General features: G+C 72.3%; 24 protein-coding genes and 2 tRNA genes. 23 read left to right on the top strand and 3 right to left on the bottom strand.

Features of this window, described 5'->3' with window-relative positions; all coding sequences use genetic code 11:
* Nucleotides 1–33 precede the first annotated feature (33 nt).
* Nucleotides 34–567 (top strand): MaoC family dehydratase, encoded by a 534-nt coding sequence (locus ABEA34_RS04490; protein ID WP_345519671.1) that lies wholly within the window; start codon nt 34–36, stop codon nt 565–567.
* Here ABEA34_RS04490 and ABEA34_RS04485 read toward each other — a convergent pair.
* The gene (locus tag ABEA34_RS04485) at nt 564–1,742 is read right to left on the bottom strand and encodes an MFS transporter (RefSeq protein ID WP_345519669.1); all 1,179 of its coding nucleotides are present in this window, start codon (nt 1,740–1,742) and stop codon (nt 564–566) included. The genes ABEA34_RS04490 and ABEA34_RS04485 overlap by 4 nt on opposite strands.
* A gap of 160 nt (nt 1,743–1,902) precedes the next feature.
* Here ABEA34_RS04485 and ABEA34_RS04480 point away from each other — a divergent pair, with 160 nt between their 5' ends.
* The 13 genes from ABEA34_RS04480 (at nt 1,903) to ABEA34_RS04420 (ending at nt 13,714) form a co-directional block, all read left to right on the top strand.
* On the top strand, nt 1,903–3,825 hold the full coding sequence (locus tag ABEA34_RS04480) for a CASTOR/POLLUX-related putative ion channel (RefSeq protein WP_345519667.1): 1,923 nt from the start codon (nt 1,903–1,905) through the stop codon (nt 3,823–3,825).
* Nucleotides 3,826–3,843: 18 nt separating this feature from the next.
* A complete protein-coding gene (locus tag ABEA34_RS04475; RefSeq protein ID WP_345519665.1) occupies nt 3,844–4,731 on the top strand; it encodes an alpha/beta hydrolase in 888 nt (295 codons plus the stop codon).
* Nucleotides 4,732–4,743: 12 nt separating this feature from the next.
* A complete protein-coding gene (locus ABEA34_RS04470; protein WP_345519663.1) occupies nt 4,744–5,241 on the top strand; it encodes a ribose-5-phosphate isomerase in 498 nt (165 codons plus the stop codon).
* Nucleotides 5,234–6,070 carry an Fpg/Nei family DNA glycosylase gene (locus ABEA34_RS04465; protein ID WP_345519661.1) on the top strand — a complete coding sequence of 279 codons (837 nt, stop codon included), beginning with the start codon at nt 5,234–5,236 and terminating at the stop codon, nt 6,068–6,070. The genes ABEA34_RS04470 and ABEA34_RS04465 overlap by 8 nt, the downstream gene beginning before the upstream one ends.
* Nucleotides 6,071–6,099: 29 nt before the next feature.
* Nucleotides 6,100–7,197 (top strand): PP2C family protein-serine/threonine phosphatase, encoded by a 1,098-nt coding sequence (locus ABEA34_RS04460; protein WP_345519659.1) that lies wholly within the window; start codon nt 6,100–6,102, stop codon nt 7,195–7,197.
* 78 nt (nt 7,198–7,275) lie between these two features.
* Nucleotides 7,276–7,349 (top strand) — tRNA-Gly (locus ABEA34_RS04455).
* Nucleotides 7,350–7,395: 46 nt separating this feature from the next.
* Nucleotides 7,396–7,468 (top strand) — tRNA-Pro (locus tag ABEA34_RS04450).
* A 59-nt stretch (nt 7,469–7,527) separates the two neighbouring features.
* On the top strand, nt 7,528–8,934 hold the full coding sequence (tig, locus tag ABEA34_RS04445) for a trigger factor (protein WP_345519658.1): 1,407 nt from the start codon (nt 7,528–7,530) through the stop codon (nt 8,932–8,934).
* A 218-nt stretch (nt 8,935–9,152) separates the two neighbouring features.
* A complete protein-coding gene (locus ABEA34_RS04440) occupies nt 9,153–10,280 on the top strand; it encodes an alpha/beta hydrolase (protein ID WP_345519656.1) in 1,128 nt (375 codons plus the stop codon).
* A gap of 166 nt (nt 10,281–10,446) precedes the next feature.
* On the top strand, nt 10,447–11,037 hold the full coding sequence (locus ABEA34_RS04435) for an ATP-dependent Clp protease proteolytic subunit (protein ID WP_345522757.1): 591 nt from the start codon (nt 10,447–10,449) through the stop codon (nt 11,035–11,037).
* Nucleotides 11,038–11,049: 12 nt separating this feature from the next.
* Nucleotides 11,050–11,658: an ATP-dependent Clp protease proteolytic subunit gene (locus ABEA34_RS04430; protein ID WP_345519654.1), complete on the top strand. Its 609-nt coding sequence runs from the start codon at nt 11,050–11,052 to the stop codon at nt 11,656–11,658.
* Nucleotides 11,659–11,793: 135 nt separating this feature from the next.
* Nucleotides 11,794–13,074 carry an ATP-dependent Clp protease ATP-binding subunit ClpX gene (gene clpX, locus ABEA34_RS04425; RefSeq protein WP_345519652.1) on the top strand — a complete coding sequence of 427 codons (1,281 nt, stop codon included), beginning with the start codon at nt 11,794–11,796 and terminating at the stop codon, nt 13,072–13,074.
* 145 nt (nt 13,075–13,219) lie between these two features.
* The gene (locus ABEA34_RS04420) at nt 13,220–13,714 is read left to right on the top strand and encodes a hypothetical protein (protein ID WP_345519650.1); all 495 of its coding nucleotides are present in this window, start codon (nt 13,220–13,222) and stop codon (nt 13,712–13,714) included.
* Between the two features lie 15 nt (nt 13,715–13,729).
* On the opposite strand, the gene valS is transcribed toward ABEA34_RS04420, so the two are convergent.
* Complete coding sequence (gene valS / locus ABEA34_RS04415; RefSeq protein ID WP_345519648.1) at nt 13,730–16,360, bottom strand: valine--tRNA ligase; 2,631 nt, start codon at nt 16,358–16,360, stop codon at nt 13,730–13,732.
* Nucleotides 16,361–16,438: 78 nt separating this feature from the next.
* Between valS and ABEA34_RS04410 the strand changes: the two genes are divergently transcribed.
* From ABEA34_RS04410 to ABEA34_RS04400, 3 genes are read left to right on the top strand one after another with little or no spacing between them, the layout of a single operon-like run.
* Nucleotides 16,439–17,317 (top strand): GNAT family N-acetyltransferase, encoded by an 879-nt coding sequence (locus ABEA34_RS04410; RefSeq protein WP_345519646.1) that lies wholly within the window; start codon nt 16,439–16,441, stop codon nt 17,315–17,317.
* A gap of 23 nt (nt 17,318–17,340) precedes the next feature.
* Nucleotides 17,341–18,720 carry a bifunctional folylpolyglutamate synthase/dihydrofolate synthase gene (locus ABEA34_RS04405; RefSeq protein ID WP_345519642.1) on the top strand — a complete coding sequence of 460 codons (1,380 nt, stop codon included), beginning with the start codon at nt 17,341–17,343 and terminating at the stop codon, nt 18,718–18,720.
* The gene (locus ABEA34_RS04400) at nt 18,717–19,100 is read left to right on the top strand and encodes a DUF4233 domain-containing protein (protein ID WP_345519640.1); all 384 of its coding nucleotides are present in this window, start codon (nt 18,717–18,719) and stop codon (nt 19,098–19,100) included. Before ABEA34_RS04405 ends, ABEA34_RS04400 begins: the two co-directional genes overlap by 4 nt.
* Here ABEA34_RS04400 and pdxR read toward each other — a convergent pair.
* Nucleotides 19,089–20,414, bottom strand: coding sequence for a MocR-like pyridoxine biosynthesis transcription factor PdxR (gene pdxR, locus ABEA34_RS04395; protein WP_345519638.1), 1,326 nt, complete (start codon nt 20,412–20,414; stop codon nt 19,089–19,091). The genes ABEA34_RS04400 and pdxR overlap by 12 nt on opposite strands.
* A 70-nt stretch (nt 20,415–20,484) precedes the next feature.
* Here pdxR and ABEA34_RS04390 point away from each other — a divergent pair, with 70 nt between their 5' ends.
* From ABEA34_RS04390 to ABEA34_RS04365, 6 genes are read left to right on the top strand one after another with little or no spacing between them, the layout of a single operon-like run.
* On the top strand, nt 20,485–21,180 hold the full coding sequence (locus ABEA34_RS04390; protein ID WP_345519637.1) for a pyridoxamine 5'-phosphate oxidase family protein: 696 nt from the start codon (nt 20,485–20,487) through the stop codon (nt 21,178–21,180).
* Nucleotides 21,181–21,190: 10 nt separating this feature from the next.
* Nucleotides 21,191–21,610 (top strand): nucleoside-diphosphate kinase, encoded by a 420-nt coding sequence (gene ndk, locus ABEA34_RS04385; RefSeq protein WP_345519636.1) that lies wholly within the window; start codon nt 21,191–21,193, stop codon nt 21,608–21,610.
* A 36-nt stretch (nt 21,611–21,646) separates the two neighbouring features.
* Nucleotides 21,647–22,156 (top strand): hypothetical protein, encoded by a 510-nt coding sequence (locus tag ABEA34_RS04380; RefSeq protein WP_345519634.1) that lies wholly within the window; start codon nt 21,647–21,649, stop codon nt 22,154–22,156.
* Nucleotides 22,156–22,470, top strand: coding sequence for a hypothetical protein (locus tag ABEA34_RS04375; RefSeq protein WP_345519632.1), 315 nt, complete (start codon nt 22,156–22,158; stop codon nt 22,468–22,470). Before ABEA34_RS04380 ends, ABEA34_RS04375 begins: the two co-directional genes overlap by 1 nt.
* Nucleotides 22,467–24,239 (top strand): alpha/beta hydrolase, encoded by a 1,773-nt coding sequence (locus ABEA34_RS04370; protein WP_345519630.1) that lies wholly within the window; start codon nt 22,467–22,469, stop codon nt 24,237–24,239. Before ABEA34_RS04375 ends, ABEA34_RS04370 begins: the two co-directional genes overlap by 4 nt.
* A complete protein-coding gene (locus tag ABEA34_RS04365) occupies nt 24,236–24,790 on the top strand; it encodes a hypothetical protein (protein ID WP_345519628.1) in 555 nt (184 codons plus the stop codon). The genes ABEA34_RS04370 and ABEA34_RS04365 overlap by 4 nt, the downstream gene beginning before the upstream one ends.
* Nucleotides 24,791–24,803: the final 13 nt, after the last annotated feature.

The raw sequence follows: 24,803 nt of genomic DNA, 5'->3' as shown, positions 1-24,803 counted from the left end.
GCGGTGCGCGTCCCGGGCGGGCAGAGTGTGCGCATGCAGTTCGGACGCAGCTACGAAGAGTTCGAGGTCGGCGCGACCTACAAGCACTGGCCCGGCAAGACGGTGACCGAGTACGACGACCACCTGTTCTGCCTGCTCACCATGAACCACCACCCGTTGCACCTCGACGCCAACTACGCCGAGGAGACCACGCAGTTCGGCAAGAACGTCGTGGTCGGCAACTACGTCTACTCGATCCTGCTCGGAATGTCGGTGGCCGACATCTCGGGCAAGGCGATCGCGAACCTCGAGGTCGAGTCGCTGCGCCACGTCGCGCCGACCTTCCACGGTGACACGCTGTACGGCGAGACCACCGTCCTCGACAAGACCGAGAGCAAGTCCAAGGACGACCGGGGCGTCGTCCACGTCGAGACCATCGGCTACAACCAGGACGGCAAGGTCGTCTGCATCTTCCGCCGCAAGGTGATGGTGCCGAAGGACAGCTACCTCGAGGCCCGCGGCGGCGAGCAGCCCGGCCGGCCCGTGCCCCAGCCGGACAAGAACTGGAGCGGCCCCGCACCGAGCTAGCGGGGGCGGGTGGTCAGCGCGATGATCTTCGGGGCGAACGCCGGCGCCAGCGGGATGATGCCGAGCACCAGGATCATCGGGACCGCGAACCCGATCCGCAGCGAGTCCTGCCCGACGAGGCCGGTCATCACCGACCCGAGCAGCGCGCCGACGTAGTTGAACTGGTTGAAGCGGGCGATCACCGCGTCCACGCGGGCCTGGCGCACGGCGGGCGAGAACTCCACGCCGTCCTCCGCGGCGCCCGCGATCCGGGCCGCGGCGGAGAAGCTCAGGGGCGCGACGACCGCGACGCCGGCGCCCAGGACGGCGAACCCGAGCACCGCGACCTGCCACGTGGGGGAGAAGACGACGCCCGCGAGGCCGGCCGCACCGACCACGGCGCCGACCCGGAGGATCGGGACGACACCGACCCTCGCGACCAGCCGGTCGCCGGCGATCCGGACCGCGCCGCTGGCCAGCAGGTAGGCCAGGGCCGAGAGCGCGACGTACCTCTCCGGTGTCGTGAAGGTGTGGTCGAGGAAGAGCGGTCCCCAGGTCTGGACGCCGGTGTCGACCATGTAGAAGAGCACCATCGCGACGCCGACGAGGATGATCGGGCGCCACGGCACGGCCACCTCGGTGGGGAGCTCGGTCGGTCCGTGGTCGCGGGGCAGGAAGGGCCCGAAGGCCACGGCCAGCGGGATCAGCCCGACCAGGGCGTTGACCTCGACCGGCAGCTCGGCGGTGGCGAAGCCGATGCCGGCGCCGACCACGCCGCCGAGGGTCCACGCGCCGTGGAACGACGGCAGGATCGGGCGCCCGTAGCGGTGCTCGAGCGCCACCGCCTGCATGTTGGTGCTGGCGTCCACGATGCCGAGCCCGACGCCGTACGCCGCGATGCCGGCGATGTAGACGACCATCGTCGGCGCCAGGCACATCACCGGCAGCGCCACCGCGATGAGGAGCAGCCCCGAGCGCAGCAGCAGGGCGCTGTCGAGCCGCTTCGCGAGCGTCTCGGCGACCACCGAGCCCACCCCGGCGAGCAGGATCATCATCAGCAGGACCAGTGACAGCGTGACGTCGGACAGGTGCCACTTGTCCTGGAAGTCCGGCAGCCGGGTGGTGAGGCTGAGCAGGATGAGGCCCTGGGTGAGGAAGCCGGCGGCGACGGCCATGCGGGCGCGGGACAGGTCCATGGGCGCATCGTGGCACGCCGTACCGTGCGACGACCCAGGAGTTCACCGGAAACCGGTGCCCGGGTGCCTGTGGTGCGCGACCATTCTCCGAGGAACAGCGAACGTGGGGGATGAGATGGCACGCACGGGCCTACAAGCACGCCAGCGCACGAAGACGGCGATGGGGAAGCCGACCGAGCGGTCGACGCCGATCGCGCGGAGCCGGCACCGCGAGGAGCCGAAGCTCCGCGAGCGGTTGCGCTACCAGTTCGACAACAGCATGTCGCGCGGGACGCCTGCGCTGATCGCGTGGCTGTGCGTGACCACGCTGGTGCTGATCGTGGCGTTCACGGTCATCGTCGCGATCTTCCGGCTCCGGCCCACCGGGGATCCGGCCAAGCCGTTCTTCCGCGACCTCATGCAGAACCTCTTCCACGCGCTCGACCCGGGCACGGTCGCGGGTGACGGCGACCGATCCTGGCAGTTCCTGCTCACGATGCTGGTGCTCACCATCGCCGGCCTCTTCATCGTCAGCGCGCTGATCGGTGTCATCGCCACCGGCATCGATGCCAAGCTCGCCGACCTCCGGCGCGGCCGCTCCACGGTCCTCGAGAGCGACCACACCGTGATCCTCGGCTGGTCGGACTCGATCTTCACGATCATCCGGGAGCTGACGCTGGCCAACGAGAGCCGCAGGAAGCCGGTGATCGTCGTGCTCGCCGACCGCGACAAGGTCGAGATGGAGGAGATCATCCGGGCCAAGGTCCCCGACCTGCTCGGCACCCGGGTGATCTGCCGGTCCGGCTCGCCCATGGACCTCGACGACCTCGCGCTCAGCAGCCACGGCACCGCCCGCTCGGTCATCCTGCTCGCGCCGGAGACGTCCGACGACCCGGACAGCGAGGTCATCAAGACGCTGCTCGCCCTCACCCACGACGGCCCCGACGGCCCGCGCATCGTCGCCGAGATCCGCAACCCCACCAACCTCGAGGCCGCCCGGCTGGTCGGCGCCGACCGCACGGTGCTCCTCGACATCCGCGAGACCGTCGCCAAGCTCGTCGTGCAGACGTCGCGGCAGTCCGGCGCTGCCGCCGTCTACACCGAGCTCTTCGACTACGGCGGGGACGAGATCTACTTCCTCGAGGACCACGGCCTGGCCGCCGGGGCGACGTACGCCGACGCGCTGCTCGCCTACGAGCTGGCCGGCGTCATCGGGGTCATCTCCGACGACGGGCCCAAGCTGAACCCGCCGCCGGAGACCGTGGTCGACGGCTGCACGCTGATCGTGGTGGCCGAGGACGACTCGACCCTGCGCGGCGAGCCGGACGCGCTCGCCCGCCCCGACCTGACGCGGCTGGGCACGTCGTTCGGCTTCGACGACCACCCGACCCGGGCCGTGCTGATCGGCTGGAACGAGCGGGCGGGGATCGTCCTGCGCGAGCTCGACAAGTACGCGCCGGCCGGCTCGGGCCTGACCGTGGTCACGTCGTACGCGCCGGACGTCCTGCCGCCGATGAACAACCTCGACGTCACCGTGGTCCAGGCCTCGACCACCGACCGCGCGACCCTCGAGCACCACCTGGGCGCCGACCTCGACCAGGTGATCGTGCTCTGCTACTCCGACGACCTGGACGTCCAGGCCGCCGACGCCCGCACGCTCGTCACCCTGCTGCACGTGCGCGACATCCTGGCCCGGATGGGCTCGGCGACGCCCGTGGTCAGCGAGATGCTCGACGACCGCAACCGGGTGCTCGCGCAGGTCGCGCACGTCGACGACGTCGTCGTGAGCGGCGAGATCGTCAGCCTGCTGGTCACCCAGCTCTCGGAGGACCACCGGCTCGAGGCGGTCTTCAGCGAGCTGCTCGGCGACGAGGGCAGCGAGATCTACCTGCGGCCCGCCGAGTGGTACGTCGAGCCCGGGTCCGAGGTCGAGTTCGCGACCGTGGTCGCCGGGGCGACCCGTCGCGGCGAGACCGCGATCGGCTACAAGTCCGAGGCCCTGTCCGACGGGACCAGCGCCTTCGGGGTCCGGGTCAACCCGGCCAAGTCCGAGACGTTCCGGGTCGTCCCGGGCGACCGGGTGGTCGTGCTCGCGGAGGACTGAGGGCACTACCGTCGGCCCATGCTCTTCCCCGAGTCCCGGCGCGCCCTCGAGCTCGTCGCCGGCGAGACCCCCGTCTGGACCGACGGCTACGACATCGACGCGGCCCGGGCGCAGGCCCGTGCCGTCGCCGCCGCGGAGCCGCGTGAGGACGTCGCCGACGTGCGCGACCTCGACGCCGACGGCGTACCCGTGCGGCTCTACCGCCCGACCGGGGACCGGGCGGCGTCGGTCGTCGTGCACCTGCACGGCGGCGGCTTCGTCTTCAACGACGTCGACGTCCACGACGCGGCCGCCCGGCGGCTCGCGAACCGGACCGGGATGTCGGTGCTCAGCGTCGACTACCGGCGACCTCCCGAGCACCGGTTCCCCGCGGCGCCGGACGACGTGTCGACGGTCGTCGGCTGGCTGGACCGGGAGGCCGGCGGGCTCGGGCTGAGCGGGCCGGCGTACGTCCACGGCGACAGCGCGGGCGGCAACCTCGCGCTGGTCGCGGCGCTCCGCCACCTCGGCCGCTTCCGGGCGGCCGTGCTGATCTACCCCTTCCTGGACCCGCGGGCCGGCTTCGACAGCTACCGCACCCGTGCCGACGGCTTCGACCCGCGGGAGGCCGCCTGGTACTGGGAGCAGTACGCCGCGACGCCCGACGCCTACGACGACCCCGACCTCGCGCCGTTGCTCTCCGACCGGCTCGACACCCTGCCGCCGACGCTGGTCGTCACCGCCGAGCACGACCCGCTCTGCGGCGAGGGGGAGCACCTCGCCGGGCTGCTGGCGGATGCCGGGGTCGCCGTGACCGCGACCCGCTACCTCGGCCAGCTGCACGGGTTCTGGCGGCACACCGCGGTCTTCCCGGCCGCCGAGGCGCTGCTGCGCCAGACCGCCGCGTTCCTCCACCAGCAGGACTGAGAGAATGGCCGCATGCGCGTGCACCTCGGCTGCGACCATGCCGGACTCGACCTCAAGGACCACCTGACGGCCTGGCTCACCGAGCACGGCTACGAGCCCGTGGACCACGGGCCGTTCTGGTACGACGCCGAGGACGACTACCCCGTCTTCTGCCTCCGCGCGGCAACGGCGGTCGCCGAGGAGCGGGCGGCCGGCCAGGACAGCCTCGGCGTGGTGATCGGCGGCTCCGGCAACGGCGAGCAGATCGCCGCCAACAAGGTTCCCGGCATCCGCTGCGCGCTGGCCTGGTCGGAGGAGACGGCCCTGCTCGGCCGCCAGCACAACGACGCCAACGTGGTGGCGGTCGGTGGCCGGATGCACCCGATCGAGGACATGACCCGGTTCATCGAGCTCTTCCTCGCGGAGCCCTTCTCCGGCGCCGAGCGGCACCAGCGACGGATCGACGAGCTGACGGCGTACGAGCGGACCGGCGACCTGCCGCCGCTGCCCCCGCGCCCGTCCGATGCCTGAGGGGCACACCCTCCACCGTCTCGCCGACGAGCTGACCGCGACCTTCGGCGGCCGGGTGGTCGAGGCGAGCAGCCCCCAGGGACGGTTCGCGGGCTCCGCCGCCCAGGTCGACGGACAGGTGCTCCTCGGGGCCGAGGCGTGGGGGAAGCACCTCTTCGTCGCCTTCCCGGGCGACCGGTTCGTGCACGTGCACCTCGGCCTCTACGGGAAGTTCGACGTCCACGCCGACGCCCCCGTCGTCCCCGAACCGGTCGGCCAGGTGCGGCTCCGGCTGGTCGCCGACTCGTCGTACGCCGACCTGAGGGGTGCCACCGCCTGCGAGCTGCTCACCCTGGCCGAGCGCGACGCGATCGTCGCCCGGTCGGGACCGGACCCGTTGCGCGACGACGCCGACCCGAGTGTCGCCTGGGACCGGATCCGGCGCAGCAAGGCGCCGATCGGCGGCCTGCTGATGGACCAGTCGGTCCTGGCGGGCGTCGGCAACGTCTACCGGGCCGAGGTGCTGTTCCGGCACCGGATGGATCCCTACCGACCCGGCAACACGCTGCGGGTCGGGCAGTGGCGCGCGATGTGGGACGACCTCGTCGTCCTGATGCGCGAGGGCGTGCGGACCGGCCGGATCGACACCGTGCGCGACGAGCACACGCCGGAGGCGATGGGGCGCCCGCCGCGTCGCGACGACCACGGGGGAGAGGTCTACGTCTACCGCCGCAACGGGATGCCCTGCCACGTGTGCGGCCGCGCCGTACGCACCGCGGAGCTGCAGGGACGCAACCTCTTCTGGTGCTCCCATTGCCAGCGCAGGTACCGCTCGCGAGCACTACAGTGAGCGCACCCGAGGACGAGGAACGACGACGAATGACCGCTCGTAGCGACGCGGACCGGGCCGCCAGCCCGTCTCGGCTGAAGGTCGCGCGCCGACGCCGGCGCATCGTGCCGCGCGGCAACGGGACGCTGATCGCGTTGGTGGCGCTCAGCGTCGTCGTGACGGTGCTGGTGCTGATCTGGCCCGACACGGCGCCCATGACGGTGCTCATCGTCCCGCTGCTGCTCGGCAGCCTGCTGCTCGGCCCGCGCCAGCTGCCGTGGTTCGTGGTCCTCGTGATGGTGATGCTGATGCTGGCCATCTCGGTGCAGCCGAACATCACGGCCAAGCAGGTGCTCGCGATCACGATCCTCTACCTGCTCTGCTTCATCGTGCTGCTGACGTCGTTCCGTCGCTCCCGGCTCGGGGTCGCCGGGGTCCAGGGCGAGTCGATGCTGGTCGACCTCCGCGACCGGATCCTCAGCCAGGGCGTCATCCCGCCGCTCCCCGAGGGCTGGCTCACCGAGACCGCGCTGCGCTCGGCCGGTGGTACGCCGTTCGCCGGCGACTTCATGGTCTCCGTCGGCACGCCCGACGCCGACCGGCTCGAGATCGTCGTCGTCGACGTGTCCGGGAAGGGGGAGCAGGCCGGGACCCGCGCGTTGCTGCTGTCGGGCGCGTTCGGCGGCCTGCTCGGCGCGCTCGCGCCACCCGACTTCCTGCCCGCCGCCAACGACTACCTGCTGCGCCAGGGCTGGGAGGAGGGCTTCGCGACGGCCGTCCACCTCTCGCTGGACCTGGTCACCGGCAGGTTCGAGGTGCGCACCGCCGGGCACCCGCCGGCCGCCCAGCTCGACGCCGGCTCCGGCCGCTGGACGGTCCACGAGGCCGAGGGCCCGGTCCTCGGCCTGATCGAGGACGCCGAGTTCATCCCGGTCGCGGGGGTGCTCCGCCCCGGCGACGCGCTGCTCCTCTACACCGACGGGATGGTCGAGACCGCGCGTCGCGAGATCGGCATCGGGATCGACCGGATGCTCGGCCACGCGGAGCGTCTGCTGCGTGGCGAGTTCGAGGGCGGGGCCGACCGGCTGGTCGACGCACTCGGCTCCCGCAACGACGACCGGGCGCTGGTGCTGGTCCACCGGCGCTGAGCCCCGTCGTCCCGGTTGGGGTCGGGACCCCCGCATGTGGCACGATTGCATCCGCCCTGGGGCCTCGGCCCCGGGCTCGCGGATGTAGCTCAATGGTAGAGCTCCAGTCTTCCAAACTGATTACGCGGGTTCGATTCCCGTCATCCGCTCCAAGCAGGGTCGTGAGCGCGCCACCGGCGCGCCCGGGACCCCACTTGGCGGGGCGTAGCGTAGTGGCTAGCGCGCCTGCTTTGGGAGCAGGAGATCGCAGGTTCGAGTCCTGTCGCCCCGACTGCACCAGCACGCGCACCCCCATCCCCAGCACCATCACCGAACAGTAGGAGAAAGCCTGTGAAGAGCGCCGTCGAGACCTTGAGCCCGACTCGGGCCAAGCTGACCGTCGAGGTGCCCTTCGAGGAGCTCAAGCCGAGCCTCGACGCGGCGTACAAGAAGATCGCCCAGCAGATCAACGTCCCCGGCTTCCGTCGCGGCAAGGTCCCGCCGGCGGTCATCGACCGCCAGGTCGGCCGCGGCGCGGTCCTCGAGGAGGCCGTCAACGAGGTCGTCCCGCAGAAGTACGTGGAGGCGCTGCAGGCCAACGACCTCCAGCCGCTCGCGCAGCCGGACATCGAGGTGACCAAGTTCGAGGACAACGAGACCCTCGAGTTCACCGCCGAGGTCGACGTCAAGCCCGAGATCAAGCTCCCGACGTACGACGGCGTCACCGCCTCCGTCGAGGACATCGCGATCAGCGACGAGGACGTCTCCGAGCAGGTCGAGGCGCTCCGTGAGCGCTTCGCCACCCTGATCGACGTGGAGCGCCCGGCCGCCGACGGCGACTTCGTGGTCATGGACCTCAAGGCGACCAAGGACGGCGAGGTCGTCGACGGCGCCGAGGTCTCCGGCATGTCCTACCGCGTCGGTCGCGGCGGCATGATCGACGGTCTCGACGAGGCGCTGGTCGGCCTGGCCGCCGGCGACGAGAAGATCTTCACCTCCCAGCTCGTGGGCGGTGACCTGGTCGGCGAGGGCGTCGACGTCGCGGTCGCCGTGACCCAGGTGCAGGAGCAGGAGCTCCCCGAGCTCGACGACGAGTTCGCCCAGCTGGCCTCCGAGTTCGACACGGTCGAGGAGCTGACCGAGGACGTCCGGGAGCGGCTCGGCCGCGGCCGCCGCCTCGAGCAGGCCGCCGCCGCTCGCGACGCCGTCCTCGAGGCGCTGCTGGAGACGGTCGACGTCCCGCTGCCCGACACGATCGTCGCCGACGAGCTGACCGCCCGTCGCCGCAGCTTCGAGCAGCAGCTCGCGTACGCCGGCGTGACGATGGAGAAGTACCTCGAGGACGAGGGGCAGACCGTCGAGGAGTTCGAGGCCGACCTCGAGCGCCGGGTCCGCGACGCCGTGACCGCCCAGTTCATCCTGGACGAGATCGCGCAGGTCGAGGAGTTCGGCATCGACCAGCAGGAGCTCTCCGAGCACATGGTCCGCAAGGCCCAGCAGTCCGGTGAGGACCCGCAGGAGTTCGCCAACCACATGTTCGAGCACAACCACATCCCGGAGCTGGTGCAGGAGATCCTGCGCGGCAAGGCGCTGGCCCGCATCGTCGAGTCGGCCGTCGTGACCGATGCCTCCGGCAACGTGGTCGAGCTGAAGAACCTGCGCCCCGACGGCACCATCGGTGAGCCCGTGGACGAGGCGGCCGAGGTCGTCGAGGCCGAGGTCACCGAGCCCGTCGAGGAGGAGAAGGCCGAGGCCTGATCCTCGCGCCCGCCTGACGGGCCCCGTCGTACGTCGACCCGCTCGGACCTCGGTCCGGGCGGGTCGTCGGCGTTGGGGGCGGGGGGCGGGCTTGTCAGCCGAAAGCCGCACGACACGCCGATCCGCCCCGGCGTGTCGTGCGGGTTTCACCGGGCACCCGGTGAAACCCGCGACCCGGCGATCTCGCCACCAGCACATACCGCGGGTATGGTCACGGCATGACACGCGCATCCGGACCCGGCGTGCTCGACGCGCTGTCCCTGCTCACCGAGGTCGCCGACGAGCTGGTGGTCCGCAGCGTGCGCGACACGCACGACGCCTGGGCGGACCGGTTCGGGGGCTACCCGGGACGCCGGATCACCTCGGCGGTGTACGGCGGGGTCTCGGTGGGCCTCCGCGCTGCGTCAGCCGGCCTGGACAAGGTGGCGGCCGCCGGCGTGGGTCCGCGGCTCGAGGAGGGACCGCGCGGCCGGTTCGTGAGCTCCGCGGTCAACGGGCTGATCGGCGACCGCCTGGTGCGGGAGCGCCCGCGCATGGCGTTCGGCACGACCGTCCGCGCCCAGGGCCGCGACGTGCCGCTGGACGCCGACGGCCTCGCCGCGGCGTACCCCCGCGCGACCGGCCGGCTCGTGGTGTTCCTGCACGGCCTCTGCGAGAACGAGTCCTACTGGGAGCGCTGGCGCGAGCGCACCGGCACGACGTACGCCGAGATGCTCGCCGAGGAGGGCTGGACGCCGGTCTACCTGCGCGCCAACACCGGCCTCGGGCTGCGCGAGAACGGCGCCGCGCTCTCCTCGCTGATGCAGCGCCTCGTCGAGGCCTGGCCCGTGCCGGTGGACCGCGTCGCCCTGGTCGGCCACTCCATGGGCGGCCTGATCCTGCGAGCGGCCGGGGCCGTCGCCAGCGAGGTCGAGGAGCCCTGGACCGACCGGGTCTCCGACATCGTCACGCTCGGTACGCCGCACCTCGGCGCGCCGATCGCACGCGGCATCGGCCACGGCAGCCGGGGGCTGTCCCGGCTCCCGGAGACGGCGGCGTTCGGCCGCATCCTCGACTGGCGGTCGGTCGGCGTGCACGACCTGGTCGCCGGCCTCGCCGAGGACGTCCCGCCGCTGCCGCACGCGCGCTACCGGCTGGTGGCCGCCACGCTGACGGCCCGGGAGCGGCACCCGGTCGGCCACGTCCTCGGCGACCTGCTGGTCCGGCCGCCGTCGGCGTACGGACGCGACCGGTACGGCCAGGAGCTGTTCCCCGACGCCACCGTGCTGCACCTGGGGCGCACCGACCACTTCGGCCTGCTCAACCACCCGGAGGTCCACACGGCCCTGCGGGAGTGGCTGGCATGACCGGGTCCGGCGAGACGGGCCGAGCTGAAATCCGCTGTTGGCGAACAGGGGGTGGTTGCCCGTGGAACTGTCGGCTCTTGCGGCTAGGGTCGCTCCCGTGACCCAGTACTCCAGCTCCGCCTCGCACCCGGGGACTCATCAGCCGCAGCTCAACGGCGGCGGCGGGATGAACGACCTCGACGGACACATCTACCAGCGCCTCCTGCGCGAGCGGATCGTCTTCCTCGGCTCGGAGGTCCGCGACCAGAACGCCAACGCGATCTGCGCCCAGCTGCTGCTGCTGTCGGCCGAGGACCCCGAGGCCGACATCTTCCTGCACATCAACAGCCCGGGTGGCTCCGTCGACGCCGGCATGGCGATCTACGACACCATGAACTACATCCCCAACGACGTCGCGACGGTCGGCATGGGCCTCGCCGCGTCGATGGGACAGTTCCTCCTCTGCGCCGGCACGAAGGGCAAGCGCTACGCCCTGCCGCACGCGCGGATCATGATGCACCAGCCGTCGTCCGGCATGGGCGGCTCCGCGTCCGACATCAAGATCCAGGCCCAGCAGTCGCTGCACATCAAGCAGGTGCTGCTCGACCTGATCGCCGAGCACACCGGCCAGACCCGTGAGCAGGTCGAGGCCGACGCCGACCGCGACCGTTGGTTCACCGCCGAGCAGGCCAAGGACTACGGCCTGGTCGACCAGGTCGTCAAGAGCGCCCGCGAGGCCGCCGACGAGGGCCGTCCGGCCCACACCAGCAAGAACTGAACGGGGACACCGATGAACTACTACATCCCGCAGTGGGAAGAGCGCACCTCCTACGGCTTCCGCCGCATCGACCCCTACGGCAAGCTCTTCGAGGACCGCATCATCTACCTCGGCTCGCCGATCTCGGACGACGTCGCCAACGCGGTGATCGCGCAGCTGATGTGCCTGGAGTCGATGAACCCCGACCAGGACATCCAGATCTACATCAACAGCCCGGGTGGCTCCTTCACCGCGCTGACCGCGATCTACGACACGATGAACTTCATCAAGCCCGACGTGCAGACGGTGTGCATCGGTCAGGCGGCCTCGGCCGCCGCGATCCTGCTCGGCGCGGGTGCCCGCGGCAAGCGGATGGCGCTGCCCAACAGCCGGATCCTGATCCACCAGCCCTACACCGAGGGCACGTTCGGCCAGACCTCGGACATCGAGATCCAGGCCAACGAGATCCTGCGGATGCGCGAGCTGCTGGAGAAGATGATCAGCGACCACAGCGGCCGCTCGATCGAGCAGGTCAGCACCGACATCGAGCGCGACAAGATCCTGACGGCCGCCCAGGCGGTCGAGTACGGGCTCATCGACGCCGTGATCGAGTCGCGCAAGGGTGTCCCGGCACTCGCCTGATGTCGACGTGTCCGTGTCCCGCCCCTGAACGGGGGTGGCACGCGGTACCGTCGGGGGGGCCCTCGGGTCCCGGACCTGCTCCACTGCTGCACCAGCTCGAAGTACCGGGCTCGACTTACCGGAGGATGACCGCCCGTGGCACGTATCGGTGACGGAGGCGACCTGCTGAAGTGCTCTTTCTGCGGGAAGAGCCAGAAGCAGGTCAAGAAGCTCATCGCCGGACCCGGCGTCTACATCTGCGACGAGTGCATCGACCTCTGCAACGAGATCATCGAGGAAGAGCTCAACGAGGGCACCGAGGTCAGCCTCGACGAGCTGCCCAAGCCACGGGAGATCTTCGAGTTCCTCAACTCCTACGTGATCGGCCAGGAGCAGGCGAAGAAGTCGCTCGCGGTCGCCGTCTACAACCACTACAAGCGGGTGCAGGCGGGCGTCCAGCCGCTGTCGGGCAAGCACAGCAAGGAAGAGGTCGTCGAGGTCGCGAAGTCCAACATCCTCGTGATCGGACCGACCGGCTGCGGCAAGACCTACCTCGCGCAGACGCTCGCCCGGATGCTGAACGTGCCCTTCGCGATCGCCGACGCCACCGCGCTGACCGAGGCCGGCTACGTCGGTGAGGACGTCGAGAACATCCTGCTCAAGCTGATCCAGGCCGCCGACTACGACGTCAAGAAGGCCGAGACCGGCATCATCTACATCGACGAGATCGACAAGGTGGCCCGCAAGGCGGAGAACCCCTCGATCACGCGCGACGTCTCCGGCGAGGGCGTGCAGCAGGCCCTGCTGAAGATCATCGAGGGCACCACCGCCTCGGTGCCGCCGCAGGGGGGTCGCAAGCACCCCCACCAGGAGTTCATCCAGATCGACACCACCAACATCCTGTTCGTCGTGGGTGGCGCGTTCGCCGGGCTCGAGCACATCGTCGAGCAGCGGGTGGGCAAGAAGACCCTGGGCTTCACCGCCGAGGTCCGCGGCCAGGTCGAGCGCGACGCCGAGGACCTGCTCTCGCAGGTGCGGCCCGAGGACCTGACCAAGTTCGGCCTGATCCCCGAGTTCATCGGCCGGCTCCCGCTCATCGCCAGCGTGACCAAGCTCGACCGGCCGGCGCTGGTGCAGATCCTCACCGAGCCGCGCAACGCGCTGGTCAAGCAGTACCAGAAGCTCTTCGAGCTGGACGGGGTCGAGCTCGAGTTCACGACCGAGGCGATCGAGGCGATCGCGGAGAACGCGATGGAGCGGGGCACCGGCGCCCGCGGCCTGCGCGCGATCATCGAGGAGGTCCTCCTCCACGTGATGTACGACGTGCCCTCGCGTGGCGACGTCGCCAAGGTGATCGTGACCGGCGAGGTCGTCACCGACGGGGTCGCCCCGACGCTGGTGCCGCGCGAGACCGAGAAGAAGAAGAAGTCCGCGTAAGCGGACGCGGAAGACCACGCCGACCTAGTCCATCTGGGTCATTTGTGGCCCGACGGGCCTCAGGGGTTTGGCGACACCGGTCCGGACCGCAACACTCTCCTCGAACGGCCGGGTCCTCGTCGGTCGTCACTCGGGAGGGTCTGGCATGCGTTCGGAGCACCGTGCCCCGCTGATCGCCTCGATCGTCGTGGTGCTCTCCTGCATCGGCGTGATGGTCTACTCCGCGCGCACCGACGCCCTGGGCGGGCTGGCCCGGCACACGCCGATGGGGCTCATCGCCGGCGCGGTGCTGCAGCCGTTGCCCGCGCCCGCGCCCGCCGCAGCCGCTGACGCGCCGCTGCCGGCGAAGCGGCTGCCGCACCACGCCGCTGCGCACCCCGCGAAGGCGGCGACACCCGCGCCCGCGTCGAAGCACCGCGTCGTGACGCGTGGCGTCCGCCGTCACCATGACCACGAGGCTGGCCATCACCACCGCCACGGCGTCGGGCGTCACCACGCCCGTCACGAGGCCCGTCCCGAGGCCCGTCGCCACGGACACCACCACGGACACGCGCACGAGCACGCCGGGCGCGGCCACGCGGACCACGGCCGTCCCGCGCGCGGGCACGGTCACCACCGCGGTCACCGCGGCCGGCACTGAGCCGGCCGCGCGAGGTCAGTCCTCGACCGGAGCCAGCTCCGCCTCGACGGTGAGCTCGGTCGCGCCCTCGACGGGCGTGAACACCAGGTCGCCGACGATCTTGCCGGTCCGGCGCAGGTCGTCACCCGCGAGCTCTGCCGCCGCCACCAGCGGCCGCGGGCCGCGGATCTCCACGCGCGACAGCTGGGCCCGCATCGAGACCTTCGCGGTGGACTTCGCACCGCGGATGCCGACCAGCGCGGCGGCGACGGCGTCGAGCGCGATCCCGTCGGTCGCGGCGGCCGAGCCGAGCTCGGCGACGGTCGGCCAGGCGGCGCGGTGGATCGAGGTCCCACCGAGCTCGGCGGAGCGCCACCACGACCAGACCTCTTCGGTCACGTAGGGCAGGAACGGCGCGAGCAGCCGCAGCTGCACGTCGAGGGCGATCGCCAGGGCAGCCCGGGCGGAGACGGTCGCGGCGCCACCGTCCTCGTCGTACGCGCGCTCCTTGACCAGCTCGAGGTAGTCGTCGCAGAACTCCCAGAAGAACTTCTCGACGGTCTCGAGGGCGCTGGTGTAGTCGTAGGCCTCGAACGCGTCGGTGGCGGCGGTGACCACGCCGGCCAGCCGGCCGAGCAGTGCGCAGTCGATCGGCTCGGAGACCTCGAACGGGTTGACGCCGCTGGCCCCGACCTCGCCGAGGACGAACTTCGAGGCGTTGAGCACCTTCATGGCCAGCCGCCGGCCGACCTTCATCTGGGTCTCGTCGAACGGCGAGTCCAGGCCCGGGCGGGCCATCGCGGCGCGCCAGCGGACGGCGTCCGCGCCGAACTTGTCGAGGATCTCGGTCGGCACCACCACGTTGCCCTTGGACTTCGACATCTTCTTGCGGTCCGGGTCGAGGATGAAGCCGGAGACCAGGGCGTGCGACCAGGGCGCGACGTGGTTCTCGAAGTGGGCGCGGACCACGCGGGAGAAGAGCCAGGTCCGGATGATGTCGTGCGCCTGGGTGCACAGGTCCATCGGGAAGACCCGCTGCCAGAGGTCGTCGTCGGACTCCCAGCCGCCGGCGATCTGCGGCGTCAGCGACGAGGTGGCCCAGGTGTCCATGACGTCGGGGTCACCGATGAAGCCGCCCGGCCTCCCGCGCTGGTCCTCGCTGTAGCCGCCGGGGGCGACCGTCGACGGGTCGAGCGGTAGGTCGGCCTCGCGGGGCAGCAGCGGGTGGTCGTAGTCGGGCTCGCCCTCGGCGTCCAGCGGGTACCAGACCGGGAACGGGATGCCGAAGAAGCGCTGACGGGAGATCAGCCAGTCGCCGTTGAGCCCGCCGACCCAGTTGTCGTAGCGGTGCTTCATGTGCGCCGGGATCCACTGGATCTCGGAGCTTCGGTCGATCATCTCGGCGCGCAGGCCGGCGTCGCGGCCACCGTTGCGGATGTACCACTGTCGGGTGGCGACGATCTCGAGCGGCTTGTCGCCCTTCTCGTAGAAGTTCGTCATCCGCTGCGTGGGCGTGGGCTCGCCGTCCAGGTCGCCGGACGCGCGCAGGGCGGCGACGACCGCCTCGCGGGCGGAGAAGGCGGTCTTGCCCTTGAGCTCCTCGTACGCCGCGGCCGCGGCCGGCGCGCTCAGCCACTCGGGGGTCTCGCGGGACATCCGGCCGTCGCGGCCGATCACGGTGCGCACGGGCAGGTCGAGCTCGCGCCACCAGGTGACGTCGGTGAGGTCACCGAAGGTGCAGCACATGACGAGGCCGGAGCCCTTGTCGATCTCGGCCAGGGGGTGGGCCACGACCGGGATCGCGACGCCGAAGACCGGGCTGGTGACCGTGGTCCCGAAGAGCGACTGGTAGCGCTCGTCGTCGGGGTGGGCGATCAGCGCCACCACGCTGGGGATCAGCTCGGGGCGGGTCGTCTCGATGTAGACGGGCTCGCCGTCCGGGCGGTGGAAGGCGACCCGGTGGTAGGCGCCGGCGTACTCGCGCGCCTCGAGCTCGGCCTGGGCGACGGCGGTCTGGAAGGTGACGTCCCAGAGGGTCGGCGCCTCCTGGAGGTAGGCCTCGCCGCGGGCGAAGTTGCGCAGGAACGCGCGCTGGCTGACGGTCTGGGCCTTCGGGCCGATCGTCGTGTAGTGCTGCTTCCAGTCGACGGAGAGGCCGAGGGTGCGCCACAGCTGCTCGAAGACCTGCTCGTCCTGCTCGACGAGCCGCTCGCAGAGCTCGATGAAGTTGGGCCGGCTGATCGGGACCTGCTTCTTCGGGTCCGGCTTCTCCGGCGGGGTGAAGTCGGCCTCGTAGGGCAGGGACGGGTCGCAGCGCACGCCGAAGTAGTTCTGCACCCGGCGCTCGGTGGGCAGCCCGTTGTCGTCCCAGCCCATCGGGTAGAAGACGGACTTGCCGCGCATCCGCTGGAAGCGGGCGATCAGGTCGGTGTGCGTGTACGAGAACACGTGACCGACGTGCAGGCTGCCGCTCACGGTCGGGGGCGGGGTGTCGATCGAGTAGACGTTCTCGCGCGGCTGGGTGCGGTCGAAGGCGTAGGTGTCGTCGGCCTTCCACCGCTCGCTCCAGGCGGCCTCGAGACCCTCCAGCGCAGGCTTCGGGGGTACGACGACGGCGCGTCGATCAGCGCTGGTCGTGTCCGTGGCCTGGTCCTGGATCTCGGTCATGTCCGAAATCCTAGGGCGCGGGTCGTCCGGCCGAGAAACCGGTTGTGACGGTAGCCACCCGACTGGCTGACTTCGGTCATGGTTTCCCGCATCGAGTTCACCGACGACCCCGATCGATTCCTGGCCGCGGTGGGCGCCCACCTCGCGGCCGAGCCGGTGATCACCACGGTCATCGCCACGGTCACGCGCCGGCTGGCGCGGAGCGGCGGCGGCGACGGGCCCTACCGCTGGTGGGCGATCGTGCGCGACGAGCAGGGTGAGGTCGTCGGGGTCGCGATGCGGACGGCGCCGTTCGCGCCCCACCCGCTCTACGTGCTCCCGATGCCCGACGACGCCGCCGTGGCCCTGGCCCGCGCGCTGCACGGGCGCGGCGAGGAAGTCGCCGGCGTCAACGGGGCGTTGCCGGCGTCGCGGCTGCTCGCGGAGGAGTACGCCCGGCTGTCCGGGGGAGTGGTCCGGGTGCACGAGCACCTCCGCCTCTTCGAGCTCGGCGACCTGGTCGAGCCGCCCGCGCCGTCCGGTCGGCTCCGCCAGGCGACGCGCGACGACGCCGACATCTGCCTGGCGTGGTTCCTGGACTTCGCGGCCGCCGCGGCCGAGCAGGCCGGCCGGAGCGACCCCCACGCGATGGAGGAGTTCTCCCTGGAGGACATGGTCGGGAGGATCGACGACGGCGTCATCTGGCTCTGGGAGGACGAGACCGGCGAGCCGGTGCACCTGACCGGCGCCAACGTGCCGGCCAACGGCGTCACCCGGATCGGCCCCGTCTACACGCCGAGGGACAAGCGGGGCCGCGGCTATGCCAGCCGCGCCGTTGCGGAGGTCTCCGGGCAGTACGTCGAGCAGGGCGTGCGCTGCTGCCTCTTCACCGACCAGGCCAACCCGGTCTCCAACCACGTCTACGAGGCGATCGGCTACCGCCCGGTCGTCGACATGGTGAATCTGCTGGTGGGATGACCAGTCCCTAGACTCGACCCACGATGAGTGAGACCCCCGACGCACCCCGGCTGGCCGAGACCTTCGACGAGGTCGAGGATGCCCTGCTGTCCCGCTGGCCGGAGACCAAGCTTGAGCCGTCCCTGGACCGGATCCTGGCGTTCACGGAGCTGCTGGGCGACCCCCAGCACGCCTACCCGGTCATCCACCTGACCGGCACCAACGGCAAGACCTCCACCTCGCGGATGATCGACACCCTGCTGCGCGCCCTCGACCTGCGCACCGGCCGGTTCACCAGCCCGCACGTCGAGCGGATGACCGAGCGGATCTCGATCGACGGCGAGCCGCTGGGCGACGAGGAGTTCGTGCGCGCGTTCAACGACGTCGCGCCGTACCTCGACCTGGTCGACCGCGAGCAGGACCACCCGCTGTCCTTCTTCGAGACCGTGGTCGGGATGGCGTACGCCGCGTTCGCCGACGCCCCGGTCGACGCCGCCGTGGTCGAGGTCGGCATGGGCGGGTCGTGGGACGCGACCAACGTCGCCGACGGCGCCGTGGCCGTGATCCTGCCGATCGCGATCGACCACGCCCGCTACCTGGGCGACACCGCCGTCCAGATCGCCTTCGAGAAGGCCGGGATCATCAAGCCCGGCGCGGCCGTGGTGATCGCCGAGCAGACCCCCGACGTCGCCGCGGTGCTCCAGGAGCGCATCGACGAGGTCGGCGCGACCGCGGTGCGCGAGGGCATCGACTTCGGCGTGGCCGCCCGCACGCCCGCCGTCGGCGGCCAGATGCTGTCGCTGCAGGGTCTCCGCGCGCGGTACGACGACGTCTTCCTCCCGCTCTACGGCGCCCACCAGGCGCAGAACGCCGCCGTGGCGCTGGCCGCGGTCGAGTCCTTCCTCGGCAGCGAGCAGGAGCTCGACGCCGAGCTGGTCCGCGCGGCCTTCGCCGAGGTGACGTCGCCGGGGCGTCTCGAGATCGTCCGGCGCAGCCCCACGGTCGTCCTCGACGCGGCCCACAACCCGCACGGCGCCGAGGCGCTGGGTGCGGCCCTCGAGGACTCGTTCACGTTCAACCCGCTGATCGGCGTGGTCGGGGTGATGGCGGACAAGGACCAGGAGCAGCTCCTGGTCGCCCTGGAGCCGCACCTCGCCCACGTCGTGTGCACGCAGAACTCCACCGACCGCTCCCTGCCCGCCGAGCAGCTCGCCGTGATCGCCCGCGAGGTCTTCGGGGAGGACCGGGTCTCGGTCACTCCGCGGCTCGGCGACGCGATCGAGGCCGCGGCCACGCTGGCCGAGGCCGGCGCCGCCTTCGGCGCAGGCGTCGGGTCGGGGGCCGTGCTGGTCACCGGGTCCGTCGTCACCGTCGGAGAGGCCCGCAGCCTGCTGGTGCGCTCGGCCAGGACAGATCGCCGATGACGGACGAGCGACAGCGCTCCCCGCGCCGCGGCATGTGCGCGGCGGTGCTCAGCCTCGAGGCGATCACCCTCGGCCTGACGACCCCGGTGATGATCACGATCGCCGACGTCGGCGCCGGCACCGCGGTCGCGATCGGCGTCGGCCTCGCGGTGGTCTGCCTGCTGCTCGCGGGCATGCTCCGCGCCGAGTGGGCGTACGCCCTCGGCTGGGCCGTCCAGGTCGCCGCGATCGCGCTCGGCTTCGTGATCCCGCTGATGTTCGTCCTGGGCGGCATCTTCGCGCTGCTGTGGGGCTCGGCCTACCTCCTCGGCCGCCGGATCGAGCGCGAGCGCGCCGCGGCGTTCGCGGCGTACGACGAGACGGCCCCCTCAGAGGACTGACGTCACGGCCGCCAGCGCGCGGTCGAGCTCGTCGTCGGTGACCCCGCCGAAGCCGACCACCAGCCCGGTCAGCCGCGCCGAGCGGCAGTAGTCGGACAGCAGGTTGACCTCGAACCCCGCCCGGCGGGCCGCCTCCCGGGCGCGCACCGCGTCGGCCTGGGGGAGCAGCCAGGTGGAGTACATCCCGGCGAGCGGCCCCGCGAGCTCGGCGTACGGCGTGAGCGCGGCGGCCACCCGGGGAGCCCGGTCGGCGTACACGCGGCGAGCGGTCCGCACCACCTTGTCGACGTACCCGTCGCGCAGCAGGGCGAGGAACGCCCGCTGGACCGGCCACGGCGCGCCCTCGTGGGTGATCGCGCGACGGGCGTTGATCGCGTCGAGGTACGCCGGGGGCGGCACCAGCCAGCCGAGCCGCAGGGACGGGGCGACCGACTTGGCGGCCGTGCCCAGGTAGGCGACCCGGTCCCGGTCGAGGCTGGCCAGGGCCGGCACGGGTGCGACGTCATAGCGGAACTCCGAGTCGTAGTCGTCCTCGACCACCACCGCGCCCGCGGCCCGGGCGGCGTCGAGCAGGGCGACCCGGTCGGCGGCGGGCAGCACCCGGCCGAGCGGGTGCTGGTGCGCCGGCGTGACGTAGGCGGCGACGACCCCGGTCAGGTCGGTGACCGCCGCCAGGGCCGGGAGGTCGCGCACCTCGCGGGCCACCCCCCGGACCGTCTCCACCGCGGCCCGGTAGCCGGGGTCCTCCAGGGCGACCGGGCCGGGCGGCAGCACGGACAGCAGGTGCCGGAGCCCGTCGGTGGTGCCGTTGGTGACCACGACCTCGTCCGGGTCGAGGGAGAGGCCCCGGGTCCGGCCGATCCGGTCGGCGAGGGCGACGCGCAGCTCGGGCAGGCCGCGCGGGTCGTCGTACCCCCGCGGCGGCCGGGCGGTCGACACCTCGCGCCAGGCCCGGCGCCACCCGGCCGCGTGCCGGGGGTCGATCCAGGGGGTGCCGGCGTCGAGCCGGACCAGGTCGCGGACGGGTGCCCGGGCAGGCCGACGAGGCGAGGCGCTGGCGGTGGCGCCGCCGGCCGCGACGTACGTGCCGGACCCGCGCCTGGCCTCCAGCCAGCCCTCGGCGAGCAGCTGCTCGTAGGCGTGCTCGGTCACCGAGCGGCTGACGGCGAGGTCGGCGGCCAGCGCCCGGCTGCTGGGGAGCCGGTCGCCGCGGGCCAGGGTCCCGGCGACGACGAGCTCGCGGATCGCGCCCGAGAGCTGGACGCCCAGCGGTCCGGGGGCGGTGCGGTCGAGCACGACCGGGAGGGTGCTCATCTGAGTGTCCTGTCGAACTGGTGTCGGATTGGCCCGTGCGTGCAGGCCACTTCACCGTCAGGCTAGACCCATGACGCTGAGCCCGACACTGCCTCCGCTCTCCCCGACACCGCGCACCACGGTCGGCCGCGGCCGCAACCGGATGGTGGAGGACCGCGCCGAGCTGCACCGCCTCCTGGCGGACGCGCTCATCGCCCACCTCGGCGTGACAGTCGCCCGCGACGGGGTCAGCCACCCGCTCGTGCTGCCGGCGGCGTACGCCGTGGACCTGGACGGCCCCGACCTCGACGGCACCCTCTACCTGCACGGCTCGGTGGCCGCGGGCTGGCTGCGGACCGCGACCGACAGCACGGTCTGCGTCACGGTGACCGAGCTGGACGGGCTGGTCGCCGCGCGCTCCGCCTTCCACCACTCGATGAACTACCGCTCCGCCGTCGTCATCGGCGCCGCCCGCCTGGTGGACGACGAGGACGAGCGCCGCCGCGCCCTGGACCTGATCGTCGACCACATGATCCCGGGACGCTCGGCGACGCTGCGGGCCAGCACCCGCAAGGAGCTGGCCGCGACGGCCGTGCTCGCCGTGTCCTTGCACGAGGCGTCGATGAAGTCGCGGGGCGAGGGTCCGGTCGACGACGCCGAGGACATCGAGGCCGGGGTGTGGGGCGGCGTCATCCCGGTGCGGCGGACGGCCGGCGACCCGGTCCCGTCCGACGACGCCAGCGGACCGGTCCCGGCCGACGTCGTACGACGGGCCGCGTCTCTATAGGCTCCGGGCTATGACCCAGCGCACCCTCGTCCTGCTCAAGCCCGACGCCGTCAAGCGCGGCCAGGCCGGTGAGATCATCCGCCGCATCGAGGCCAAGGGCTACGCCCTGGTGGCGCTCGAGCTGCGGTCCGCGACGCCCGAGGTGCTCGCCGAGCACTACGCGGAGCACGAGGGCAAGCCGTTCTACCAGCCGCTCGTCGACTTCATGCTGTCCGGCCCGGTCGTCGCGATCGTGCTGGAGGGCGAGCGGTGCATCGAGGGCTTCCGCTCGCTGGCGGGTGCGACCGACCCCACGGTCGCCGCTCCGGGCACGATCCGCGGCGACCTCGGCCGCGACTGGGGACTGAAGGTCCAGCAGAACCTCGTGCACGGCTCCGACTCGCCCGAGTCCGCCGAGCGCGAGATCGGGATCTGGTTCCCCGGCCTGTAACGGTTTCGGGAGGGCGCCTCAGGGCAGCCTTCCGGCATGGAGCTCCAGCCTCGGGATGCGCCGCTCCCGCCGTTCTTCGCCGCCGTCCGGCGCCGACACCCGGACGTGGACATCGTCCTCCTGCCGCCCGAGCAGCGCGCCGCCGAGCCGGTCCAGCAGGTGGAGCAGGCCACCGAGCAGCAGCTCGCCAACGCCTTCGACCTGGCCACCGGCATCGCCACGAAGGCCTGGGCCGAGGCCGTCGGTGACGGTCAGGTGCCGGAGACCCGCTTCGCGTTCGGCGACGACCCGACCAGCGTCGAGGCGCGCGCCCGGCTGGCCGGGCGGCTCGGCGAGTCGCCCCTCGAGACGCTGGCCGCCGCGCTCACCCGCGACGGGTGGGAGCTCGCCTACCGGGCGGGCGCCGTCAGCCAGCTGATCGGCCGGCGCGCCACGATGCACCTGCGGGCGACGTACGCCGCGGCGTCCGGCAGCTTCGTCCTCACCGCCACCTCCACCTCCCTGCCCGTCGGCGCCGACCGGGCCCGCGAGCTGGCGAGGCGCTGATGGCCGATCCGTTCACGATGGCGGTGCCGCTCACCATGGGCACCACGGCCCGGGCGTGGGACGAGCGCCACCTCGATCTCGAGGCCGCGGCCGGCCAGGTCGCCGACGCACCGACCGCGGGCTTCACGTCGGGGGTCGCGGGCGCGGCCGCGCGGTTCGCCAGCACCTGGCAGCGGCACGTCAGTGATCTCGGCGCGACGGCGGAGACCCAGGCCGACGGCCTGCGGGCCAGCGCCGCCGACTACGCGCGCACCGACCAGCTCGTCGCCTCCGACCACCTGCTGCTCGACGACGCGCTCCGGGAGGAGCGGTGACCGGCGTCGTCACCCTCCCGCCGCTGCCGCGGGAGGTCCCCGACCTGGAGGCCGACCCCGCCGGCATCCGCGAGTACGCCGCCGACCTGCTCGCGGCCTCCGCCCAGGTCGACGACCTGGGGTCGTTCGTGGCGGGCGACGCCCGGATCACGACGTGGACCGGGCTCGGCGCCACGGCGTACCACGACGGAATCCGGCCCACCGGCCGTCTGGCCGACGCGATGTCCCTGGCGCTGCGCACGGTCGCGCGCCGGGTCGACCAGCACGCCGCCACGCTGCAGTCCCTGCTCGATCGCCGGGGCAGGCTCGTCGACGAGCGCGCCCAGCTGGTCGCGACCATCGACGCCCTGCGGGACCGGGTCGCCGCGGCGACCGTCGACGACGCACCGGCGATCCAGGCGGCGTGCGACGACTGCGCGAGCCGGGTGGCGACCTACGAGACCGACCTGGACCGATGGATCACCGACCTGATGGCCGAGGAGGAGGCCATCCAGGAGGCGTTCGCGCGGGTGCTCACGCTCGACCAGGTCGAGCGGAGGTACGGCGGGGCCGACGACCCGGCGGACGCCGCGCTCCACGCGATGCCCGGTCCGGACGCGTCGTCCCGCGAGGTCAACCGCTGGTGGGACAGCCTCGACCACCAGCAGCAGCTGGCGATCATCGCCGCGTCCCCGGAGTCGATCGGCAACCGGGACGGCATCCCGCCCTGGGCCCGCGACGCCGCCAACACCGTCTCGCTGGAGCGTGACCTGGCCGACTGGGGCCACCTCGAGGACCAGGGCCTGCTCACCGACGACGAGCGCCAGTGGCTCGACAACGCCCGCGCCGCGCAGCAGGCGCGGGAGACGATCGAGGGCGGCATCGACCCGCAGACGCTCGACCAGGTCTCCTCGCAGCTCTACGTCTACGACCCGACCGCCTTCGACGGCGACGGCGCGGTCGCCATCGCGGCCGGCGACCTCGCGACCGCCCGCGACGTCGCGGTCACCGTGCCCGGCTTCGGCACCGACGGGCAGAGCGCGCCCTACCAGGCCGACCGGGCGCTCGACCTCTACGAGGCCACCCGCAGCGTCGACGGCACCGCCGGCGTGGCGTCCATGTTCTGGATCGGGTACGACGCGCCGGACAACCTGCCCTGGGAGGGCGAGGGCTGGGACGCCGCCGGTGTCCTCAGCGAGGACATGGCGACGGCCGGCGGCGATCGGCTGGCCGACATGATCGACGGGCTCCGCGACTCGCGGGACGGCGATCCCGCGCACCTGACGGCGATCGGCCACAGCTACGGCTCGACGACCACCGGCCATGCCGCCCACGACGAGGGCATCCCGGTCGACGACCTGGTCTTCGTCGGCAGTCCGGGTGTCGGCGGCGACACCGACGACGTGGGGGACACCGGGGTCGACCCGGGCCACGTCTGGGCCGGCGCCAACTCGCGCGACCCCATCGCGGACCTCGGCAACCACGGATGGGTCCACCTGGAGTCGGTCCTCGGGGGAGCGGGCCTCGGCGACGACCCGGCGGAGGACGACTTCGGGGCGATCCGGTTCGAGGCCGAGTCGACGACCCGTCCCGACCACCTCGACTTCGGCGAGCACTCGAAGTACTTCGACCACGGCAGCGAGTCCCTCTACAACCTCAGCCAGATCGTCAGCGGCAACTACGACGCCGTCCTCACCGCGGACCCGGTCACCGACCCCTGGTACGCCGGTCCGCAGGACCCGGAGTGGGACCGCGACCCGACGGAGCGCGACACGCTGGACGAACCGTGAGCCGACGCCGGGGGCGGCGCTGGGCGTCGGCCGCCGCGATCGCCCTGGTGCTGGCGGTCACGGCGTGCGCCGGCCTCGGCGACGGCGGCGCCGACCACGAGGACGCCGAGAAGGCCCTGCTCGGCCAGCGGGACGCGGTCGAGGAGACCGCCCAGGGCCTGGTGGCCGCCAGCCAGGACGTGCTCGGCGGGGAGGTCCTGGAGTCGCGGGGCCGCTGGGAGGGGTGCACCAGCCGGTTCCCCGAGGGCTACCAGGACTTCCGCTACATCGCCGACGTACGCCTGCAGGCCCGGCCCGGCACCCCGGAGGACGTCGGGGCCGACCTGCGGACCATCGCCGAGCGCAGCGGGTACGCCGTGCGGGGCTCGTCCGCCGGCGACCGGGTGCGCGTCGACGACGGTGCCGTCGCGGCGGACCTGATGGACATCCCCGACCTCGGGGCCGAGGGCGACGTGCTGATCCGGCTCGCCGCCGGCCCGTGCGTCGCCGTGCCCCAGGACGACTGGCCGGACTGGATGAGCCGGGACGACCCCGGCCCGGACGTGGGCTGATCGCGAAATCCGC

The sequence above is a fragment of the Nocardioides conyzicola genome (genome assembly GCF_039543825.1).
Taxonomy (GTDB): Bacteria; Actinomycetota; Actinomycetes; order Propionibacteriales; family Nocardioidaceae; genus Nocardioides; species Nocardioides conyzicola.
The sequence above is the reverse complement of the archived record's forward strand: the minus strand, read 5'-3'. Positions and strand labels throughout refer to the sequence as shown.

Bases quoted from the DNA above. Each gene is read 5' to 3' on its own strand.
- ABEA34_RS04490 (WP_345519671.1), top strand. From the start codon at position 34: ATGCAGTTCGGACGCAGCTACGAAGAGTTCGAGGTCGGCGCGACCTAC.
- ABEA34_RS04485 (WP_345519669.1), bottom strand. From the start codon at position 1,742: ATGGACCTGTCCCGCGCCCGCATGGCCGTCGCCGCCGGCTTCCTCACC.
- ABEA34_RS04480 (WP_345519667.1), top strand. From the start codon at position 1,903: ATGGGGAAGCCGACCGAGCGGTCGACGCCGATCGCGCGGAGCCGGCAC.
- ABEA34_RS04475 (WP_345519665.1), top strand. From the start codon at position 3,844: ATGCTCTTCCCCGAGTCCCGGCGCGCCCTCGAGCTCGTCGCCGGCGAG.
- ABEA34_RS04470 (WP_345519663.1), top strand. From the start codon at position 4,744: ATGCGCGTGCACCTCGGCTGCGACCATGCCGGACTCGACCTCAAGGAC.
- ABEA34_RS04465 (WP_345519661.1), top strand. From the start codon at position 5,234: ATGCCTGAGGGGCACACCCTCCACCGTCTCGCCGACGAGCTGACCGCG.
- ABEA34_RS04460 (WP_345519659.1), top strand. From the start codon at position 6,100: ATGACCGCTCGTAGCGACGCGGACCGGGCCGCCAGCCCGTCTCGGCTG.
- ABEA34_RS04440 (WP_345519656.1), top strand. From the start codon at position 9,153: ATGACACGCGCATCCGGACCCGGCGTGCTCGACGCGCTGTCCCTGCTC.
- ABEA34_RS04435 (WP_345522757.1), top strand. From the start codon at position 10,447: ATGAACGACCTCGACGGACACATCTACCAGCGCCTCCTGCGCGAGCGG.
- ABEA34_RS04430 (WP_345519654.1), top strand. From the start codon at position 11,050: ATGAACTACTACATCCCGCAGTGGGAAGAGCGCACCTCCTACGGCTTC.
- ABEA34_RS04420 (WP_345519650.1), top strand. From the start codon at position 13,220: ATGCGTTCGGAGCACCGTGCCCCGCTGATCGCCTCGATCGTCGTGGTG.
- valS (WP_345519648.1), bottom strand. From the start codon at position 16,360: ATGACCGAGATCCAGGACCAGGCCACGGACACGACCAGCGCTGATCGA.
- ABEA34_RS04410 (WP_345519646.1), top strand. From the start codon at position 16,439: ATGGTTTCCCGCATCGAGTTCACCGACGACCCCGATCGATTCCTGGCC.
- ABEA34_RS04405 (WP_345519642.1), top strand. From the start codon at position 17,341: ATGAGTGAGACCCCCGACGCACCCCGGCTGGCCGAGACCTTCGACGAG.
- ABEA34_RS04400 (WP_345519640.1), top strand. From the start codon at position 18,717: ATGACGGACGAGCGACAGCGCTCCCCGCGCCGCGGCATGTGCGCGGCG.
- pdxR (WP_345519638.1), bottom strand. From the start codon at position 20,414: ATGAGCACCCTCCCGGTCGTGCTCGACCGCACCGCCCCCGGACCGCTG.
- ABEA34_RS04390 (WP_345519637.1), top strand. From the start codon at position 20,485: ATGACGCTGAGCCCGACACTGCCTCCGCTCTCCCCGACACCGCGCACC.
- ndk (WP_345519636.1), top strand. From the start codon at position 21,191: ATGACCCAGCGCACCCTCGTCCTGCTCAAGCCCGACGCCGTCAAGCGC.
- ABEA34_RS04380 (WP_345519634.1), top strand. From the start codon at position 21,647: ATGGAGCTCCAGCCTCGGGATGCGCCGCTCCCGCCGTTCTTCGCCGCC.
- ABEA34_RS04375 (WP_345519632.1), top strand. From the start codon at position 22,156: ATGGCCGATCCGTTCACGATGGCGGTGCCGCTCACCATGGGCACCACG.